This is a genomic window from Limosilactobacillus alvi, assembly GCF_016900115.1.
GTDB classification, from domain to species: domain Bacteria; phylum Bacillota; class Bacilli; order Lactobacillales; family Lactobacillaceae; genus Limosilactobacillus; species Limosilactobacillus alvi.
Genome location: NZ_JACJJQ010000013.1, coordinates 1 through 16,770, shown reverse-complemented (window position 1 = coordinate 16,770; position 16,770 = coordinate 1). Strand labels below are relative to the sequence as shown.

At 41.3% G+C, this 16,770-nt stretch carries 18 protein-coding genes; 4 read left to right on the top strand and 14 right to left on the bottom strand.

Annotated features, from left to right (window positions below; genetic code table 11):
* The first annotated feature begins 78 nt into the window (after nt 1–78).
* Nucleotides 79–411, top strand: a complete 333-nt coding sequence (locus H5993_RS03975; protein ID WP_204776313.1) for a hypothetical protein — start codon at nt 79–81, stop codon at nt 409–411.
* Here H5993_RS03975 and folP read toward each other — a convergent pair.
* The 9 genes from folP to H5993_RS03930 are packed head-to-tail and all read right to left on the bottom strand — an operon-like array spanning nt 382 to nt 7,193.
* Nucleotides 382–1,542 (bottom strand): dihydropteroate synthase, encoded by a 1,161-nt coding sequence (folP, locus tag H5993_RS03970; protein ID WP_204776312.1) that lies wholly within the window; start codon nt 1,540–1,542, stop codon nt 382–384. The two genes, H5993_RS03975 and folP, sit on opposite strands and share 30 nt — an antisense overlap.
* The gene (locus H5993_RS03965; protein WP_204776311.1) at nt 1,517–2,125 is read right to left on the bottom strand and encodes a non-canonical purine NTP pyrophosphatase; all 609 of its coding nucleotides are present in this window, start codon (nt 2,123–2,125) and stop codon (nt 1,517–1,519) included. The genes folP and H5993_RS03965 overlap by 26 nt, the downstream gene beginning before the upstream one ends.
* Nucleotides 2,107–3,387: a bifunctional folylpolyglutamate synthase/dihydrofolate synthase gene (locus H5993_RS03960; protein ID WP_239457972.1), complete on the bottom strand. Its 1,281-nt coding sequence runs from the start codon at nt 3,385–3,387 to the stop codon at nt 2,107–2,109. Before H5993_RS03960 ends, H5993_RS03965 begins: the two co-directional genes overlap by 19 nt.
* Nucleotides 3,374–3,952 carry a GTP cyclohydrolase I FolE gene (folE, locus tag H5993_RS03955; RefSeq protein ID WP_204776310.1) on the bottom strand — a complete coding sequence of 193 codons (579 nt, stop codon included), beginning with the start codon at nt 3,950–3,952 and terminating at the stop codon, nt 3,374–3,376. The genes H5993_RS03960 and folE overlap by 14 nt, the downstream gene beginning before the upstream one ends.
* On the bottom strand, nt 3,940–4,449 hold the full coding sequence (gene folK, locus H5993_RS03950) for a 2-amino-4-hydroxy-6-hydroxymethyldihydropteridine diphosphokinase (RefSeq protein ID WP_204776309.1): 510 nt from the start codon (nt 4,447–4,449) through the stop codon (nt 3,940–3,942). Before folK ends, folE begins: the two co-directional genes overlap by 13 nt.
* The gene (gene folB / locus H5993_RS03945) at nt 4,442–4,804 is read right to left on the bottom strand and encodes a dihydroneopterin aldolase (RefSeq protein ID WP_204776308.1); all 363 of its coding nucleotides are present in this window, start codon (nt 4,802–4,804) and stop codon (nt 4,442–4,444) included. The genes folK and folB overlap by 8 nt, the downstream gene beginning before the upstream one ends.
* 18 nt (nt 4,805–4,822) lie before the next feature.
* Nucleotides 4,823–5,503 carry a CPBP family intramembrane glutamic endopeptidase gene (locus tag H5993_RS03940; protein WP_204776307.1) on the bottom strand — a complete coding sequence of 227 codons (681 nt, stop codon included), beginning with the start codon at nt 5,501–5,503 and terminating at the stop codon, nt 4,823–4,825.
* 1 nt (nt 5,504) lies between these two features.
* Nucleotides 5,505–6,524, bottom strand: coding sequence for a ribose utilization transcriptional repressor RbsR (gene rbsR, locus H5993_RS03935; RefSeq protein ID WP_204776306.1), 1,020 nt, complete (start codon nt 6,522–6,524; stop codon nt 5,505–5,507).
* 60 nt (nt 6,525–6,584) lie between these two features.
* Nucleotides 6,585–7,193 (bottom strand): hypothetical protein, encoded by a 609-nt coding sequence (locus H5993_RS03930; RefSeq protein WP_204776305.1) that lies wholly within the window; start codon nt 7,191–7,193, stop codon nt 6,585–6,587.
* 96 nt (nt 7,194–7,289) lie between these two features.
* On the opposite strand from H5993_RS03930, the gene H5993_RS03925 reads away from it, so the two are divergent.
* Nucleotides 7,290–7,922 (top strand): deoxynucleoside kinase, encoded by a 633-nt coding sequence (locus H5993_RS03925; protein ID WP_180871767.1) that lies wholly within the window; start codon nt 7,290–7,292, stop codon nt 7,920–7,922.
* 352 nt (nt 7,923–8,274) lie between these two features.
* Here H5993_RS03925 and H5993_RS03920 read toward each other — a convergent pair whose 3' ends face one another.
* The 4 genes from H5993_RS03920 to pepV form a co-directional block, all read right to left on the bottom strand.
* On the bottom strand, nt 8,275–9,246 hold the full coding sequence (locus H5993_RS03920; protein ID WP_204776304.1) for a glycoside hydrolase family 73 protein: 972 nt from the start codon (nt 9,244–9,246) through the stop codon (nt 8,275–8,277).
* Between the two features lie 152 nt (nt 9,247–9,398).
* Complete coding sequence (locus H5993_RS03915; RefSeq protein WP_204776303.1) at nt 9,399–10,787, bottom strand: L,D-transpeptidase; 1,389 nt, start codon at nt 10,785–10,787, stop codon at nt 9,399–9,401.
* A gap of 161 nt (nt 10,788–10,948) precedes the next feature.
* Complete coding sequence (locus H5993_RS03910; protein WP_204776302.1) at nt 10,949–11,443, bottom strand: universal stress protein; 495 nt, start codon at nt 11,441–11,443, stop codon at nt 10,949–10,951.
* 49 nt (nt 11,444–11,492) lie between these two features.
* The gene (pepV, locus tag H5993_RS03905; RefSeq protein WP_204776301.1) at nt 11,493–12,893 is read right to left on the bottom strand and encodes a dipeptidase PepV; all 1,401 of its coding nucleotides are present in this window, start codon (nt 12,891–12,893) and stop codon (nt 11,493–11,495) included.
* Between the two features lie 132 nt (nt 12,894–13,025).
* Between pepV and H5993_RS03900 the strand changes: the two genes are divergently transcribed.
* Nucleotides 13,026–13,832 carry a Cof-type HAD-IIB family hydrolase gene (locus tag H5993_RS03900; protein WP_204776300.1) on the top strand — a complete coding sequence of 269 codons (807 nt, stop codon included), beginning with the start codon at nt 13,026–13,028 and terminating at the stop codon, nt 13,830–13,832.
* A 14-nt stretch (nt 13,833–13,846) separates the two neighbouring features.
* The gene (locus H5993_RS03895; protein ID WP_204776299.1) at nt 13,847–14,707 is read left to right on the top strand and encodes an NAD(P)H-hydrate dehydratase; all 861 of its coding nucleotides are present in this window, start codon (nt 13,847–13,849) and stop codon (nt 14,705–14,707) included.
* 248 nt (nt 14,708–14,955) lie between these two features.
* Here H5993_RS03895 and H5993_RS03890 read toward each other — a convergent pair whose 3' ends face one another.
* Nucleotides 14,956–16,260, bottom strand: coding sequence for a pyrimidine-nucleoside phosphorylase (locus H5993_RS03890; RefSeq protein WP_204776298.1), 1,305 nt, complete (start codon nt 16,258–16,260; stop codon nt 14,956–14,958).
* Nucleotides 16,261–16,770: the final 510 nt, after the last annotated feature.

Genomic DNA, 16,770 nt, shown 5'->3' with positions numbered 1-16,770 from the left:
CGTTTTTAATAATTTTTCAAGTCGCCCTCCCTATCCAACATGGTAAAATGAAAGAAAGTATTGAAGGGAGGGGAAACTATGATCTTAAGTACTGCTAGTTGGATCTTGGTAATTCTCATTATCCTGGTCTATCATCGAAGTCTCACCGCAAGTACTGAAAAAGAACTATCTTTTTTTGGGAGTTTCACCCGGCTTCTACTGGCTTTAATTTTGAGTTTGCGAATTGCCGTTACAATCGTTACCTTTCCAATTTTTTTGGGGCTTCACCTTACCCAAATCATCCTTTTACTACTTACCATCGCGATTACCGAACTAAGTTTTCGGCGTTTACGTCTCACCTTTGGGAATCCTCGACTAGCCCGGACCTGTTTAATCGCAAACTCAATTTTTCTCCTCGTAATGCCCTGGTAACGTCCAGTAACTTGACTTGATTGTTTCAATCAATTTTACCAACTGTTGCGTCTCTTCGACATCATGGACGCGGAGCACCCGCCCACCAGCTAAAAACATCGCCGTTTCTGCGATTAGGGTCACTCCTAGTCGCTTTTCTTTTGGCAAACCAAATAGTTTTTGCCCAAAGCCCTTCCGGGAAATTGCCACCATGATTGGACGGTGAAATTCATTTAACTCGGCAAGATTATTCATCATAGCAAAATCTTGATAACCATCCGCTACCTTGGCATAACCAATTCCTTGATCTAAACAAATCCGTTCGCGATCAATGCCTGCTGCGATCAATTCAGCAAGATTAGCCTTGAAGAATTTTTTCATCCCGTTGGTTAGATTTTCGTATTCATGGCCACGACTTGAATGCATAGTAACTAGACCGACCTTTGAATATTTGGCTAAGAGTTGCCGCTTTTCTGCGGTTTCAAAGCCGTTAACATCATTAATAATATCAACCCCAGCCGCTAACGCCCGCTCCATAACAGGTAACTTATAAGTATCGACAGCAATAGCGACCTGCGGATAACGATCCTGGATTAATTCAATTGCGGGAGCAATCCGTTGCCATTCTTCTTCTGGTGTAACCTCAACGAAGTGTCCTGGTTTTGTTGTTTGCCCCCCTGGTTCAATAATGTCAGCACCTGCTGCCACCATTTTTTCAATTTGCTTAACCATTGCAGAATGACTATTAAAGCGGCCCCCATCATAAAAGGAATCCGGAGTTATATTTAAAATCCCATAGATCAAGGGGTGCTTAGTAAGATTGAAGCGAAAGCGTCCCGCTTGCCAGTATACTGCAATAGTTACCTCTAGATTTGCCAAATCAGCCAAAATTTGCTGATCATCTGCAAATTGTTTTCGTACCCGTTGAGTAAAAGTTGGCCAAGCTGAAATTGGTAAAACAAAGCCGAACGCTCCTCCTGCTAATTCAACGATAGCTAAATCAAACTGACTAAGTAGCAACCTTACTTGCTTCTTTCTGTTACCCATTTCAGACCATAGCAAAGGAAGCCAACCTTGCTTGTTTACAAGATTTGCCAAAATTTGAGTAGTTGGTTCCGATGATTGATTAAAATTCCATTTTTTTAAGTACATTTTGTACTCCTTTCATTAACGCCGCAACGGCTTTACTTCGATGATCAAACTTGACGAATTCAGGTGTTGGTAAGCTCCCTAAGACTTGGTCTAACCCAGCTGGAATCAGGATTTGGTCAAGGCCATGTCCAACCGGAGAGATATGTTTGGCAATCCGTCCCACTAAAACTCCTTGATAAGTAGCGAGGGTGTAACCATTTCGAGCAAGTGCAATTACCGTTTGCATTTTAAAACCGCGACTCGGCTCGACCGCCCGGTTAATTAAGGCTTGATTGACAGCTTGAGTGCCGTACTTGGCTTTTAACTGCCGAGCCGTTTGTACCCCTAGTTCATCTGGGTGGCCTGCGAGTTCGATTCCCGAATCATCCGCAATCACTAAGCGATCCGGTAAGAATTGACTAATAAATTCAGCTTTTTTACTTGCATTTGCTTGATAACTGGTTGTTCCTTCCGGTGGAAAAGTTAACTGTTTTCCAAGAACTTCAACATAGGAAAGCCCCTGGGCACCGAAAAATTTTAGTTCTCGGGTTAGCTCACTAATTTTAAAGTCATTATTAGTTGCAATTACAAATTCGAGTTGCATTTGCTTAACCTCTTAAATTTTAAAATATCTTTAATTAAATAAAATGATCCCGTAACAACAATGATTGTTTGTTCGTCTGCTACTTGTTCAGCTGTTTTTAGAGCCACCCTAACATCTTGACATACAATTCCCCGTGGGAGAACTTGGCGGAGCGCATCAGCTTCTAACGCTCGCTTTGGATTATCAGGCGTAACTAAGTAAAAAGCCGTCCCACATTTTTGGTAATCTTTGACCATTTGACTAACATTTTTATCAGCTAAGAAGCCCAAAATAAAAGTAAACTTTCGGTTAGGAAATTGACTTCTTAAAGCTGTAATTAGATGTTTAGCACCATCCGGATTGTGTGCGCCATCAATAATTTCAATCGGTTGCTGGTTAATTAGCTGAAAACGACCTGGAAGGTTAACTTGACTCAAAAAATTTTCAATCTCAGTAGCAGTCCAGCTAATCGATAGTACTGTTAATGCTGCCAATGCCGTTTTTAGGTTAGCCAGTTGGTACTCTCCCAATAAGCCAAAATTGCTAATAACCGTTTGTCCTTTAAATTTAACCTTAACCCGATCTTTTGCAACCCACTCAGCTGGAAAGGTAGTTGCCGAAATTAGCGGTAGCTGAACTTCTCCTGCCCGTTGTTTCAAGACAGCTAAAGCTTCAGGAACTTGACCGGGAGCAATAATTGCAGCTTGACTACCGGTCTTAAAGATCCCCGCTTTGGCTTTGGCAATTGCCGTTAAGGTTGATCCTAAAATCCGAGTATGGTCTAAGGCGAGGTGGGTAATGACGGCCAGTTGAGGAGCAGAAATTGCATTAGTGGCATCATTTTCCCCTCCTAAGCCAACTTCAATCACTGCCCAATCAACCTTTTCGTCAGCAAAAACTTGTAAAGCAATGAGCGTCCACCATTCAAAGACGGTTAAATCAGTTGAAATGATCTCAGCTGGTAGTTTTTGACAAATAGTTTCATACGCTTTAACAAATGCTCTTTTGGTTACCCACCGATTATTAATTTGGACTTGTTCTCGATCATCAAGCATTGCAGGACTAGCAAAATGACCAACTTTATATCCCTTAGTCATTAAAGCCTGAGTAATAATCTGCCCAGTTGAACCTTTTCCATTAGTTCCCGCTATGTGGATGATTTTGTATTGCCGATCTGGGTTACCAAGAACGACTAAGATCCGCCGTAAAAGGCCAACCCGATCATTTTCACCAGCCTTCATTAATGGTGAAAATTGGTTAATGATTGCTTCATAATTTGCCATTTTGGCCTCGTGATTGATGTAAAAATTCTTGCCGTAAAGTAAGGTCAGTCTTAAAAACCCCAGTAAACCGATCCGTATACGTAAATTGCCCCGTCTTTTGGACACCCCGCATTTCCATACATAGGTGTCGAGCAGCAACCGTAACTGCTACTCCGGCTGGAGCTAGAATCCGTGTTAATTCAGCCACTAGCTCCGTTGTGACCCGTTCTTGCATCCCCGGTTTCTTAGTCACAAAATCAACTAATCGCGGAATCTTACTTAAACCGATTACCTTACCGTTTTTTGGAACATAAGCAACATTAACTGTCCCAAAGAAGGGGAGTAAGTGGTGCTCACACATTGAATAAAAAGGAATTGCTTGAACTAAAACCATTTCCGGTTGATCATTTACTGAAAAAGTCTTATATGTTGCCACCTCTTCGGGTTTCTTTCCTATAGAATTAAATACCTCAGCATACATCTTGGCCACCCGCTGGGGTGTTTCTTGTAAGCCTTCACGATTGGGATCTTCACCAATCGCAAGTAACAATTCATGTACTGCTTTCTCAATTCTCATCTGATCCATGGGTTAACATCCTCTTTTTCTCGAATTATCTTTAACCAATTGTGGTCCGGCGTTGTAGCTAACAAGTCAGTAAGTCTTTGGTGGAAATCATCTTCTGTAACAATTGTTAAAAGCGGTTCTATAACAAAGCGGCGATTCTTAATCTCGGGGTGGGGAATCTTTAAAGTCGCACTTCGATATTCTTCATTATTAAAATAGAGAATATCAAGGTCAATTGTCCGAGGGCCCCAGTGAATTAACCGTTGCCGCCGGAGCGATCGTTCAATTACATGTAAATACTTCAATAGATCAGCAGCATTCAAGGAGGTTGTTAACTTCAAAGCAATATTATAAAAAGAACGTTGCTGTACCCCACCGACCGGTTCCGTTTCAAAAACCGGCGATATTGCGAGCAGTTGATTTTCTGGCCGTAATTGTAACATCTCCACCGCTCGTTGAAGATGTTGCATCCGGTCACCAATATTGCTTCCCAGACTAAGGTAGACCTGATTAAGCATTTTGTTTTTCAACCTCGATTTCAACATGATCAAAGATTCCATTGATTGGTACCGCATATTTCCGTATCCGGACTTTGATAGTTTGAATTTGGGAATATTTTGCTAAAACAGTGTCTGCAACTCGGTTTGCTAAACTTTCAATTAAATTATAGTTGTGAGTTTGGATAAATGCTTCCACAGCTTGATAAACAGCCGCATAATTGACGGTTTCATTTAAATCATCATGCAAAACTTGCTTTTCAATTGGGAAATTTAATTCAACATCCACTTCTAAACGTTGCCCCAACTTTTTTTCTTCTGATAGTACTCCATTAAAGGTATGGAAAACCATATTCTTAATTCTAATCCAACCCATTCTTTCTTAATCCTCCACTTAAATTCCAAGATTTAACAGTATTGCACTCATTGCTAACAAATTATTCAACCCATGAATCATAACCGAGCAAGAAAGCCGCCGTGTTTTTTGGTAAACAAAGGCTAAAATTACCCCCATCGCAAAATAAATCAAAAAACTAAGGGGATTGGTACTTGCATGCTCAGCTGAGAAAATTAATCCTGAGATTAAAGTCGGCCACCAAAGCATCGATGAGTCAAAAAACATATCAATGAAAATTCGTCGAAAAATTAATTCTTCGGTAATTGGACTAAGCACGACGGCACCAAATGCCATCGCATACATAATTGCTGATTGATGGCTCATCAATTTAATAATAATCTGATTATTGGCTGTTTGGGTTTGATGATAAATCAACTGGTTTAGAGTACCAAAAAAGAATTGGGCACAAAAGACGGCTAACCAGCCACCCAAAACCCAATCAATTTTCATCTGCCTTGTCATCATCGGCTTTGAGCTCTTACCAAGTTGTTGGCTCACCCAGAGCGCCAAGCCCAAAAGAACTAAAAAGCTCACGAAATAGGCCCCAATCCAACTTAACTTATTTTCTTTACGAGCATAAATTAGGAAAATCGGTGGTAATTGAATAGCCAAGGCAAAAAAGATCATGATTACCACCCGTACCCAAAGGGGTTGCTGTTTTAAGTTTCTTTTGCTCATTTTAACCTTCAACCTGGGCAGTACTTGCCCGTTCAATCAAGTTAACCGGCATTTTGACTAATTGTTGGCTTAACTTACCTTCTTTATCACTTAAACGTTTAAAAATCAGCTTTGCCGCTTCATTCCCTAATTGTTGAATTGGCTGGTGGATCGTCGTTAAAGCTGGAGTAACGTATTCATCTAAGTCAATGTCATCAAAACCAATAATTGAAATCTGACGTGGTACTACAATATTACGTTCGGTTAGACCACGGTAAAGGCCGATGGCTAATTCATCGTTAGCACAAAAAACCGCCGTTGGTTGCTTTGCCAAGACGGCTACGGTATTTTTATAGCCCCCCTGCTTAGTAAATTCCGTTTTTACAATATTAGTTTCATCAAAAGCCACCCCCGCTGTATTTAAGGCATTCTTAAAGCCCGCTAACCGATTAAGTACGTTTTCAGTTGGCTGTTCCGGTAAGTACATCACTAGCTTCTTATGCCCCAATTTTAGGAGGTGTTCCGCTGCTAATTTTCCCCCTTGATAATCATCCACAGCAACTCGATCACCTTGACCATGGGCTTGGTTTTGATCAAACAAAAGGTAGGGGATCCCGTTTGGCTTTAGAATTTCATCGATCGTTTCGTTAGTAATAGTTGATGAAGCAATGATTAACCCATCAACCGACCGTTCTACTAACCGGCTTAGATAGTACCGTTCAAGTTCAACTTCGTGATTGGCACTGAACACCAGAGGCATGTACTCTTTTTCCCGACATACTTCTTGAATTCCCCGAGTAAAGGAAGAGAAGAAAGGATTACCAATATTGGGAACAAGAACCCCAATTGTCTTAGATGAATGTAAGATTAAATTTCGAGCATTAAAATCTGGAACATAATTTAATTCTGCTTTTAGCCGGTGAACCCGATCGCGAGTTTCTTCACTAAAACGGGCCCCCTTACCATTGAGAATTTGGGAAACCGTAGTAACTGAAACACCAGCTGCCTTGGCTAAATCTTTAATTGTCACTTTTTTTGCCATTGTCGCGTCCTCCTGGCTAATTTGGTAAACATTTTACCTTATTTTGCAATAAAAGGCTAGTTAGACAGTCTGATGGAAAACGTCCTGAAAAACCTTGGCTGTCGTGGCCGCTTGACTACCCCGCATCCGCAAATAATCAATCTTGGCTAAGAGAATTTCGTACTCCCACAAAGAAGAAAGGTCGTGCTCATTATAGTAATGCAAGTTAATCTTGATTCCCTCAAAATCTGCAATCACACCTTCAAAGTCATCCCGTCCCTTATACTTATTAGTTCCAATCACAACCGGTAAATGGTGATCATAGGCATCTTTAACTAACGTTAGTAAAATGGGGTGGTTTTGATAATCTTGGTTAGCTAGGTAAGCTTGGAGACCCCACAAATCAAAATAATCGTGTTCTTGGGCTACCTGACTCTTAAAGGAGACTGTCGTTAAATAATCAGTTTGACTGCGCACAGCATGAATACTACTCAAGCGGATGGCAGTGATTCCGTTTAATTTGGCATCCCAATCCAAAGTTAAAATCAAGGTGAAGGTTTGGTCAGTGGCTAAAACAAAGCCCACATTAAAAGTATCGTTGTCCGCAAAGTTATAGACCTCGACTAGTGTCCCTTGTTGTTGACTAATCAAAAGTGCTTCTCTGATCTCGGATTCATTCATTTTTAACATACAAAACCCTTTCTCATTCAAAAGTCAATCCTTTTGTCTATCTTTAGTTTGTAGTAAGATTATTAACGTTGCAAAAAAAATTAAAGAGGGGCAATTATGGTGATAATTACAGCTGGAATGATTGGTGTCGGTAAAACTACTTTAACAGGCAAAATTGCTAAACATTTAAACACTAAGGCCTTTTTTGAACCAGTGGGTGAAAACCCAGTGCTTCCATTGTACTATAAGAACCCAAAACAGTACGGTTTTCTGTTACAAATTTACTTCCTTAACAAACGTTTTTCAATGATCAAGCAAGCTTTGTCAAACGACAATAATGTTTTGGACCGTTCAATCTATGAGGATGCGTTGTTTACTAAGGAAAACAACGCGGAAGGCAATATTTCGGATACTGAACTCCAAGTTTACTTACAATTACTCGATAACATGATGCAAGAACTAACTCGGCTTCCCAAAAAGGCACCTGACTTAATGGTTTATTCTGAAACCACCTTTGAAACCATCCTGTACCGGATCAAAAAGCGAGGCCGTGACTATGAACAAATCGATAATAATCCTGAACTAAAGGATTACTACTATAAAATGTGGTCTGCTTACAAAGATTGGTACCAGGATTACGATGCTAGTCCAAAGATGAAGATTGATCTTGACCAATATAATTTAGATGATCCCAAGAATGTTGAGATCGTTTTGGGAATGATCGACGATAAGTTGAAGAAAATTCGGTAACCCAACTCATAAAGATAATCATAGTAGACCAAGATCACTGATTTTTAACTGATCTTGGTAAACCAATAGACGAGGCTAGGAAGAAACACTTTTTTCCCGACCTCGTCTATTATTTATTCTACATAAATTTTTAGAAGCTTCTTTCTAACTCTCTAACTACCGCCACATTCGTCGAATTAATTCAAGGATTCCGACCGAACCGGCACCGCTAACCATGGGAAGAGTCCAGTCAGTTTTAACCGGTCCAACAGCTGAGGTGCCTGGTTTGTTTGGGTGATATTTTGTACTAGGTTGATTAACCTGAGCTTTATTAGATTTGCTCCGGCCTGATTCACCAGTCCGTTTGCCATAGTCATACAAGCCCATAACCCTCAATAATCGCGTTTAACTTCCGGTTATAGTTGGGATCAGTCGCATACTTCCCCGTTAAGGCATAGGTTGCCTGGCGGTAAGTTGAAGCGAATTTACGGTGTACATTTACATAAAGTGGCTGGTTTAAGACGCTAGCGTAATCCTCTAAAGAAGCCATATCATTTGGATAATGACGGAAAGTCCCCATCACCTTTATATCTCGACCGTTTAAATGTTCTACCGTTGGTAAGCTCACCCCTTGACTTTGGAAAAAACCTTTAATCCCGAAATAATTATGATGTTGCCGAGCAAGGTCACTGGATCCAAAGTCACTTTCTAAAGCAGCCTGAGCAATCAAAACGGATGGATATAAATCATGCGCTGCCGCAATCTCCTGAGCAACCGGTGCTATTTTTTCAATAAAGGCTTGCCGGCTAGGCGTGGGAACCTGATTAGAATAATCCGTATTATCAGTTTGCACTTGAGCATCTTCTGTAACTGAAGGGGTTATTTCTGGAATGCTATCTCCAACTCCCTCTGGTTCGTCATTTACCGGAATTACGACTTTATCTTTTGAAGCTGGTTGACTCGGTTTAACATTGATTACCCGATCGGAAGCTGATTTATCTTTTTCTTGAAGGTTCTTTCCGAGATTAAAGCCTGCCTGGTATCCCGCTAAAGCAACTTCATCTTTATAATTAGGTTGCCACTGGTTTTTTAACCCGGCTTGAACTCCCTGCTTAAAGGCTTCTTGATAAATATTAGTTAGCAAAAAAAGTTTCTGGTCAAAATCAGCCTGTACATCAAGAGGCATTTCAGCCCGCTCTGCCGGTGTTAATGGTGCTCTTTGTTGTTGAACAATGGCTTTAGCTAGTTGTTCCATATCCTCACTTAAAGGTGCTGCCTGCGCTGATAATGGATTTGCTAAGGTTGCTACCATGGCCAAGATTAAAAACGTTGTTCTTATTTTCATTTTTCTCCCCCTTATACTATATATATACGAAAAAAAGGCCGCAAAATTAGCAAAGAAGGGTAAATTAATAAATTTTATTAATTAATTACAAAAAAGCAGCCAGTAACCAAAGAAGCGTTAACTAACTGCTTAAGATTATTAATCAGATTTGTTCAGTAAATAATAACTGGTTCCTTAACACTCAACGCCTTAAAAGCCGTTCCAGCGTCGGCTGGATGCATGTTGACACAACCATTTGAACCATCATTCAAGTAAGCACTTGAAGACCAGTTATGCCGCCAACTAGCATCATGGAATCCACATCCACTAAGGGTAAATGGTGACCAATAAGTAACTGGTGAAGCATATGGTTTCCCATTATCGCCAGTCCCCCGCAAAGTAGTATGCATCTGTTGATACATGATGTACCAAACTCCCTTTGGTGTATCATCCCCAGTACTATGCTTTCCAGTTACAACATCAGCCGAAGCAACTAATTTACCATCCCGGTAGAACCAAGCATGTTGATCGGCAATTGAAACCTCGGCATAGGTATTTCCTAAGCCATCATTTTGGGTAACCCCATAACCAATTCCTCGGGTATCGTAACCTTGTCCATAAATATCCGCTTTGGCGTCAACTGAAGCTTGCTTCTTAACAATCGCATTACCAATCGTATCCGCAGCCCGGCTAGTCATGATCTTCCAGCCATAATCACCATCTGCCGCAGTGGTGATCACTTTACCGTCATGGGTCTTAAACTTAAATTTCTTTCCCAGCGTAGCTTGTTCAGCATTAATTTTTTGGATCACAGTTGCCGCTTTAATTGGAGTAAATTGATACTTACCATTTTGGTAAGTAGCTTCTTTAATTACTTCCGTCGCCTTAACTTGATAATTATGACCAGCGACTTGGTACTTAACCGAACCATTGTTTAACTTTTTTAAGGCTTGCTTTTCTTTTTGGACCGTTGTACTTTGACTTGACAGCGGCTTTTTAACTTTAGCCGTTAGTCGAATCGTTGGCGCAAACTTTTCCTTAGCGAAATCCTTTAAGACTTGTTCTTGATCCAAAGCCGTTCCTTGTTTCGCCTCAATAACTGAAACTTTGTTATTATGCCAAACAGCTTTTGCATCCACTGGTAATTTTTTACCTTCATTCAACTGTCCAAGCCGAAATTCTAAGGTTGCCTTCATATCGGCTTCCACTAATTTATTAGTGTTTTGGGGTGCTAAAACAAAGTTATACTGCTTATCACTTGGCAAAACAGAAGCCTGCTTAGCTAACATTTGACTCAGTTTTTTCTTTGCATCTTTCCCGTAAACCGGTTGGCTATCCTTACCATCAAAAACTAGGTGATTATTTAGGTAAACCCGGTTGGTTACCTTTGTTGCTTTTATCTTTTGGTAGGCTTGTTCTACAGTTAAACCACTAACCTTAATCCCATTAATTTTAACGTTCTGGTTAAAATAGGTGTGGTGATAATAGCCACTTCCTAGACCAACCAGGACAACTACTACTAACCCGATTCCTAGCCACGTCCACGGTTGCTTTTTCTTCATTGCTCATCCCTCCAAGCCATCCGATAAAACTACTATTATTTTATCATGGACTTAGGAAATTGTAACCATTATGTAATATTTCACTTACTTAACTTTGACTTCAAAAAAACCCAAGTTCAGGAATTTCCTGATACTTGGGCCAATCTACCACAAAATCAAAATTATATTTCCGGATAAGTTACTTGCTTAAGATCAACTGGCTTGTTCTCCGCATTGGTCTTTACTACGATGACATCACATGGTGCCTGCCGCACAATATAAGCCGTCGTTGAACCGATAATCATCCGACCAATAGTGTTTAAACCAGTTGCCCCAACTAAGATTAAATCAATTTGATGGTCAACTGGGTAAGTTTCCGTTAAAGCAACCTTAGCATTACCAACCATAACAGAGGTAACAATCTTTTCGACTCCTGCTTCTTCCGCTTGCTTCTTCATTTTCGCTAACAAGGCCTTCATCTTGTCGATTACCTTGTCATAAATTCCCTTATCGGAAATTCCAAAGGTAATCGCATTTGGATATGGTTCCCCATTTACAACACTTAGTAAATGTAAACATGCGTGATCCCGCTTTGCGATCGCAACTGATTTTTGAAACGCTAACTGTGATTGTTTTGAACCATCAATTCCAACTAAAATATTTTGATAGTCTGTCATGGCTTCCACCTCCGGAATATGTTTGTAATTTTATTTTACCACAAAAATATTAATCGGTAACTAAATCATTAATTGCTTGCATATAAATTGCCATCGACTTCAATAAATCATTAACAGGTTGATACTCATTAGCTTGATGCATCGTATTTGGCGTAGTAGGCATCAAGGCCCCAAAAGCAACCCCGCGTTTCATCAAGCGACCATAAGTTCCACCACCAACGACTTCTGGTCTAGCATTTTCATCCCCAGTTTGGTCAATATAAGCCTTCATCAAGGTCTTTACCAGTGGGTCATTTGCATCTACATAGTGTGGTACTTCAAACTTCTCATAGTGGACCGTCATCCCATGTTCCTTGGCAACTGGGAGTACTTTAGCTTGCAGGCCATCAGGGGTCACACCCTTTGGATAACGGAAGTTCATGTCAATTTGGCCACCCTTAGTATCATCAAAGCTCAAAAGTCCAACATTCATCGTAAGGTCACCCATTACGTCATCCCGGTAAGCCCCCATGAAGTTGTTAAAACGAGTATCAAGATGTAAGAAATCGGCCACAAAGTCAACGAATTGCTTGGCTTGGCCACCAAGACTTAAGCTTTGCAAGAACTTAGCTAAGTATGTGGCAGCGTTGATCCCTTTTTCTGGTTCCATCCCATGGGCAGCTTTCCCAATTACTTGGAAATGAAGCCCATCAGTAGAAAGTTCACATTCTCCTTCAATCGGATTAGCATCCAAAAAGGCAGTGAACTTAGCAACGGCTTGTTCGTTATCAGCCGTTTCGACCACGGCATCAGCTTCCCGCGGAACCATGTTAAAACGCAAGCCAGCCTTAAAAGACCGTAATAAGTCATCCCCGTCATTACCACCTGGGTAATCTAGGAGTAAGGAAACTTGTCCTTTTTCCCCGTTAATCACTGGAAATTCAGCATCTGGTGAGAAGCCGTAAGTTGGTTCTGGTTCGACTTCAAAGTAGCGCTTCATCCCGGTCCAATTACTTTCTTCATCAGTTCCAACAATAAAACGAACCTTCTTGTTTGGTTCCACGCCCATATCCTTCAAAGTTTTCATGGCATAGTAAGCTGCCATCCCAGGACCTTTATCATCAGAAACTCCCCGGCCTATTAAATTGTCATCCTTGATAATTGGATTAAACGGATCCGAATTCCATCCATTCCCCGCTGGCATCACATCAAGATGGGCAAGGATAGCTAAGGTTTCATCTCCTTGACCCCATTCAGCGTACCCAACCAGGTTATCGATATTCTTCGTCTTAAAACCATCTTGTTCTGCCATCTCCAAAAAGGCACTTAAAGCTTGTGCTGGCGCCGGGCCAAGAGGATATTCATCCGTCGCTTTACTATCATCCCGGACACTTGGAATTTTAACTAAGGAAATTAAATCATTTAAATAATTTTCCTTTTGTTCATTTGCTTTTGCTTGCCAGTCCGTCATTTTTTAGCCTCCCATTATTGTTTTTCATATTTAATGATACCATAATGATAACGGTAGTGGGACTTTAGTCGCTAGTCCCATTATTAAAGATTAATTTCACCGCTAACTTTAACTTAGCAGAAAGGAATACCTATGCCATTACCATTTAAAGCCGTCGCCTTTGATATGGACGGGACCTTTTTACGGGATGATAAAAGTTTTGATAAGGATCTTTTTAACCACCTATTTTCTGAATTAACTGCTAAAGACGTCCACGTGATCGTTGCAAGCGGAGACCCGGCCCAAGTATTGCTACCCTATTTTGATCAACCAAATGATTTAACCGTGGTTGCAGAAAACGGTGCTCAAATAATTGATCACGGCCAAGAAATAATTACTTCAACCCTCGATTACCAACTAGCAACGGAAGTGGTTGCTTTCTTAACCAACCAATTAGACATTTGGCCAACCTTAGCTGGAAAAGAAATCGGCTACTTTCCACCGCACCAATCAGTTAAGTACTTAGAACACATGGCTTTTTATTATCCCAAACACCAGGTCTTATCCAAAATGCTTCCCCTTCCAGATGATGAATACTTCCAAATTTCTTTCTTAGTTGCGGATAATGAAGTTGCGGGAATTAAAGCCCAAATTGACGCTCATTTTGAAAAACAATTAGTCGTCACCCCAAGCGGTAATGGTTCAATGGATCTCACTAAACCAGGTATTAATAAAGGTTGGGCACTCAATAAATTACTTAATCAATGGGGCTTAACTGGTAATGACCTGATTGCTTTTGGCGATGGTGGTAACGATATTAGTATGCTCAAACTCGCTAAATTTGCCTATGCGATGCCAAACGGAAGTGCCGCTGTGAAAGCAGTTGCAAACCATCATGTCCCAGTTGATAATAATCATGATGGGGTTCTTAAGATCCTCGCCCAATACTTAGAAAATTAGAAAGAAGTTTTTTCATGCAATCATTAAACGAAGAAATTCTCCAAACTGTTATTAAACCTCGCCCTCAAGAAAGTTTTAAGGGTACCTTTGGTAAAATCCTGTTAGTCGGCGGAAACCACCAATTTGGTGGAGCCATTATCATGGCTGCTACTGCCGCAGTCTATGCAGGAACTGGCCTAGTTACGGTAGCCTGCGACCCTCTTAACGCTACCGCCTTACACACCCAGCTTCCCGAAGCAATGGTGATTGATTTTAAAAACCAAGAAAAACTCGCCCAAATGGCAAGCCAAGTTAATACCGTTGTAATTGGCCCCGGATTAGGCGAAGAAGCTGAGAGCCTAGCAGTTTTAAAAACCGTCTTTGCCAATACCATAGATGATCAAGTTGTCGTGATTGATGGTTCCGCCATTACCTTACTTGCTAAAGAAAAATTATCGCTACCAGCCGGAAAACTAGTCTTTACTCCGCACCAAATGGAGTGGCAACGATTAAGCGGAATTAAAATTGCGGACCAAACTCCTGAAGCTAACAAGTCAGCGCAAGAAAAGCTAAACGGAATTGTCCTCGTGAAAAAACACCATACCGAAATTTATACACCAGATGGTGATTGGAAATTACCAATCGGTTCGGCTGCCCAAGCTGTTGGCGGCATGGGTGATACCCTTGCTGGAATGATTGGCGGCTTTACCGCCCAATTCCGGAAAAATACCATTCAAGCTACCTTAGCGGCGACCTACGCTCACAGTGCCATCGCTGATGAGATTGCGATTAATCAATACGTCGTTTTACCTCATCAAATCAGCCATGCCCTACCAGGCTTTATGAAAAAAGTTGCTAATAGCAACAAAGATCATCAGATTGGGTTTATGAATTAACGAAGAGGTTGGAAAAAAAGCTCCTTGACGGCCTGGTTGGGATAAGAAGGACGAAGGTTGATTCGTAGAATCGACCTTTCGTTCGCACTTATCCACTAAGGCCGTGCTTTTTGACCTTAGTTACTGAGTAACATTCGGAGATGACAAAGAGGGTGGGAAGAAACTTGAGTTTCTTCCCACCCTCTCTCGGCTTTTGATTACATAATTTAAGAAAAGCTGTTGCCAACCTCTTCTGTTCTTTCTAACAACTATTTTGGATCCACAATTTGGTGAATCAAGGTTGGTGCCTGAGCGGTTTCTTCAACCATTAGACTAGCCCGTAAAAGAGCTTTGACTTCAGTTAGATCGTCTTGGTCGGTATGAATGGTAAAGACTGGTTCACCTTTGGTAACGATTTCACCAATCTTTTTGTGGACTTCAATTCCGACCCCATAGTTTAATTGGTCATCGGACTTCTGCCGTCCACCACCAAGAAGCATAGCCGCCACGCCAATTTCATCCGCCGTTAGTTGACTAATTACCCCACTCCGCGGAGCTAGAAAATCAACCTTTTGTTTAGCATGTGGCATTAAGGAATAGTCATCAACCACCCGGGGATCGCCTCCTTGGGCTTCAATCATCGCTTTAAACTTTGCTAAGGCTGAACCATCTTCAATCGTTTGTTCAAGCATCTTCCGTCCCACCGCGATGTCTGACGCTTTTTTGCCCATCACCACCATTTGACTCCCAAGAGTGAGCACCAGTTCAAGTAAGTCCGCTGGTCCCTTTCCCTTTAGAAGATCTAAGGTTTCTTCAATTTCAAGGGTGTTCCCGACTTTATGTCCAAGCGGTTGGTTCATATCGGAAATGATAGCCTTGCAATCAAGTCCCGCTTGGCGGCCAATTCGCACTAAGGCTTCGGCTAGCTTTACCGCATCGTCTTCAGCCTTCATAAAGGCCCCAGCGCCAGTTTTCACGTCAATAATCAAAGCATCCGTTCCAGAAGCAATCTTCTTGCTCATAATGGAACTAGCAATCAGAGGAATTGAATCTACCGTGTCGGTTACGTCCCGTAAAGCATAGATATACTTATCCGCAGGTGCAATTTCACCAGTAGCTCCAACAATTGCTAAGCCGATTTGTTTAACCTGATCCTTAAACTCTTCTTCACTTAGGTCCACTTTAAAGCCTGGAATAGCTTCAAGCTTGTCTAAGGTTCCCCCAGTATGACCAAGCCCTCGACCCGAAATCATTGGTACCGGGATTCCCAGAGCGGCTACCATCGCTGCTAAGGGAAGACTTGTCTTATCGCCAACCCCACCAGTTGAGTGTTTATCAACCTTGATTCCAGGAATTGAACTTAAATCCAGATGGTCACCAGATTCCATCATTTTCATGGTCAAAGTTGTTTGTTCGCTGGTTGTCATTGACTGGAAATATATCGCCATTAGCAAAGCTGAAATCTGATAATCCGGAATCGTTTGATTGACAACTCCGTCCACAAAATATTGGATTTCCTCATCCGTAAGTTCTTGCCCTTGCCGCTTGTGATCAATAATGTCTACCATTCGCATCTTTGATCTCCTCCTTCAATCATGTATCCGCTTACATTATTAAAATGGTACCACAAAAGTTTGGTTTGCAAAAGGTAAAACGAAACACTTTAACTAAGATAAAATCCTCTCAACGGCTTGATTGGGAAAATGAGGGTTGATTCATTAGAATCGACCTTTCGTTCGCACTTATCCACTAAGGCCGTGATTTGGAGCGAACCAGCCAACTGGTTTGGCGTTTGTGAGCCCATGCAAGGCTGAATCGGTTGGTGCGACCGCCAGGGAAGCAACTGCCATTCAGCTACTGCTTTGACCTTAGTTACTGAGTAACATTCGGAGATGACAAACAACCTAAGATTAGTTCAGGATGAATTTTACCATCCTGGACTTTTTTATTACCCTAAAGATAGAGCTAAGGTCGTCCATAGCCTCAGGGACTGCGAGTCCGTATCACAAAATGACCTCCGCTATCTTTGCTTTGATATTTTGATTTTCAGGTTGTGGGACTACGAGTTCGAGTATAGGAAATGA

Coding starts and splice junctions, on each gene's coding strand:
- H5993_RS03975 (WP_204776313.1), top strand. CDS start 79: ATGATCTTAAGTACTGCTAGTTGGATCTTGGTAATTCTCATTATCCTG.
- folP (WP_204776312.1), bottom strand. CDS start 1,542: ATGTACTTAAAAAAATGGAATTTTAATCAATCATCGGAACCAACTACT.
- H5993_RS03965 (WP_204776311.1), bottom strand. CDS start 2,125: ATGCAACTCGAATTTGTAATTGCAACTAATAATGACTTTAAAATTAGT.
- H5993_RS03960 (WP_239457972.1), bottom strand. CDS start 3,387: ATGGCAAATTATGAAGCAATCATTAACCAATTTTCACCATTAATGAAG.
- folE (WP_204776310.1), bottom strand. CDS start 3,952: ATGGATCAGATGAGAATTGAGAAAGCAGTACATGAATTGTTACTTGCG.
- folK (WP_204776309.1), bottom strand. CDS start 4,449: ATGCTTAATCAGGTCTACCTTAGTCTGGGAAGCAATATTGGTGACCGG.
- folB (WP_204776308.1), bottom strand. CDS start 4,804: ATGGGTTGGATTAGAATTAAGAATATGGTTTTCCATACCTTTAATGGA.
- H5993_RS03940 (WP_204776307.1), bottom strand. CDS start 5,503: ATGAGCAAAAGAAACTTAAAACAGCAACCCCTTTGGGTACGGGTGGTA.
- rbsR (WP_204776306.1), bottom strand. CDS start 6,524: ATGGCAAAAAAAGTGACAATTAAAGATTTAGCCAAGGCAGCTGGTGTT.
- H5993_RS03930 (WP_204776305.1), bottom strand. CDS start 7,193: ATGTTAAAAATGAATGAATCCGAGATCAGAGAAGCACTTTTGATTAGT.
- H5993_RS03925 (WP_180871767.1), top strand. CDS start 7,290: ATGGTGATAATTACAGCTGGAATGATTGGTGTCGGTAAAACTACTTTA.
- H5993_RS03920 (WP_204776304.1), bottom strand. CDS start 9,246: ATGAAAATAAGAACAACGTTTTTAATCTTGGCCATGGTAGCAACCTTA.
- H5993_RS03915 (WP_204776303.1), bottom strand. CDS start 10,787: ATGAAGAAAAAGCAACCGTGGACGTGGCTAGGAATCGGGTTAGTAGTA.
- H5993_RS03910 (WP_204776302.1), bottom strand. CDS start 11,443: ATGACAGACTATCAAAATATTTTAGTTGGAATTGATGGTTCAAAACAA.
- pepV (WP_204776301.1), bottom strand. CDS start 12,893: ATGACGGACTGGCAAGCAAAAGCAAATGAACAAAAGGAAAATTATTTA.
- H5993_RS03900 (WP_204776300.1), top strand. CDS start 13,026: ATGCCATTACCATTTAAAGCCGTCGCCTTTGATATGGACGGGACCTTT.
- H5993_RS03895 (WP_204776299.1), top strand. CDS start 13,847: ATGCAATCATTAAACGAAGAAATTCTCCAAACTGTTATTAAACCTCGC.
- H5993_RS03890 (WP_204776298.1), bottom strand. CDS start 16,260: ATGCGAATGGTAGACATTATTGATCACAAGCGGCAAGGGCAAGAACTT.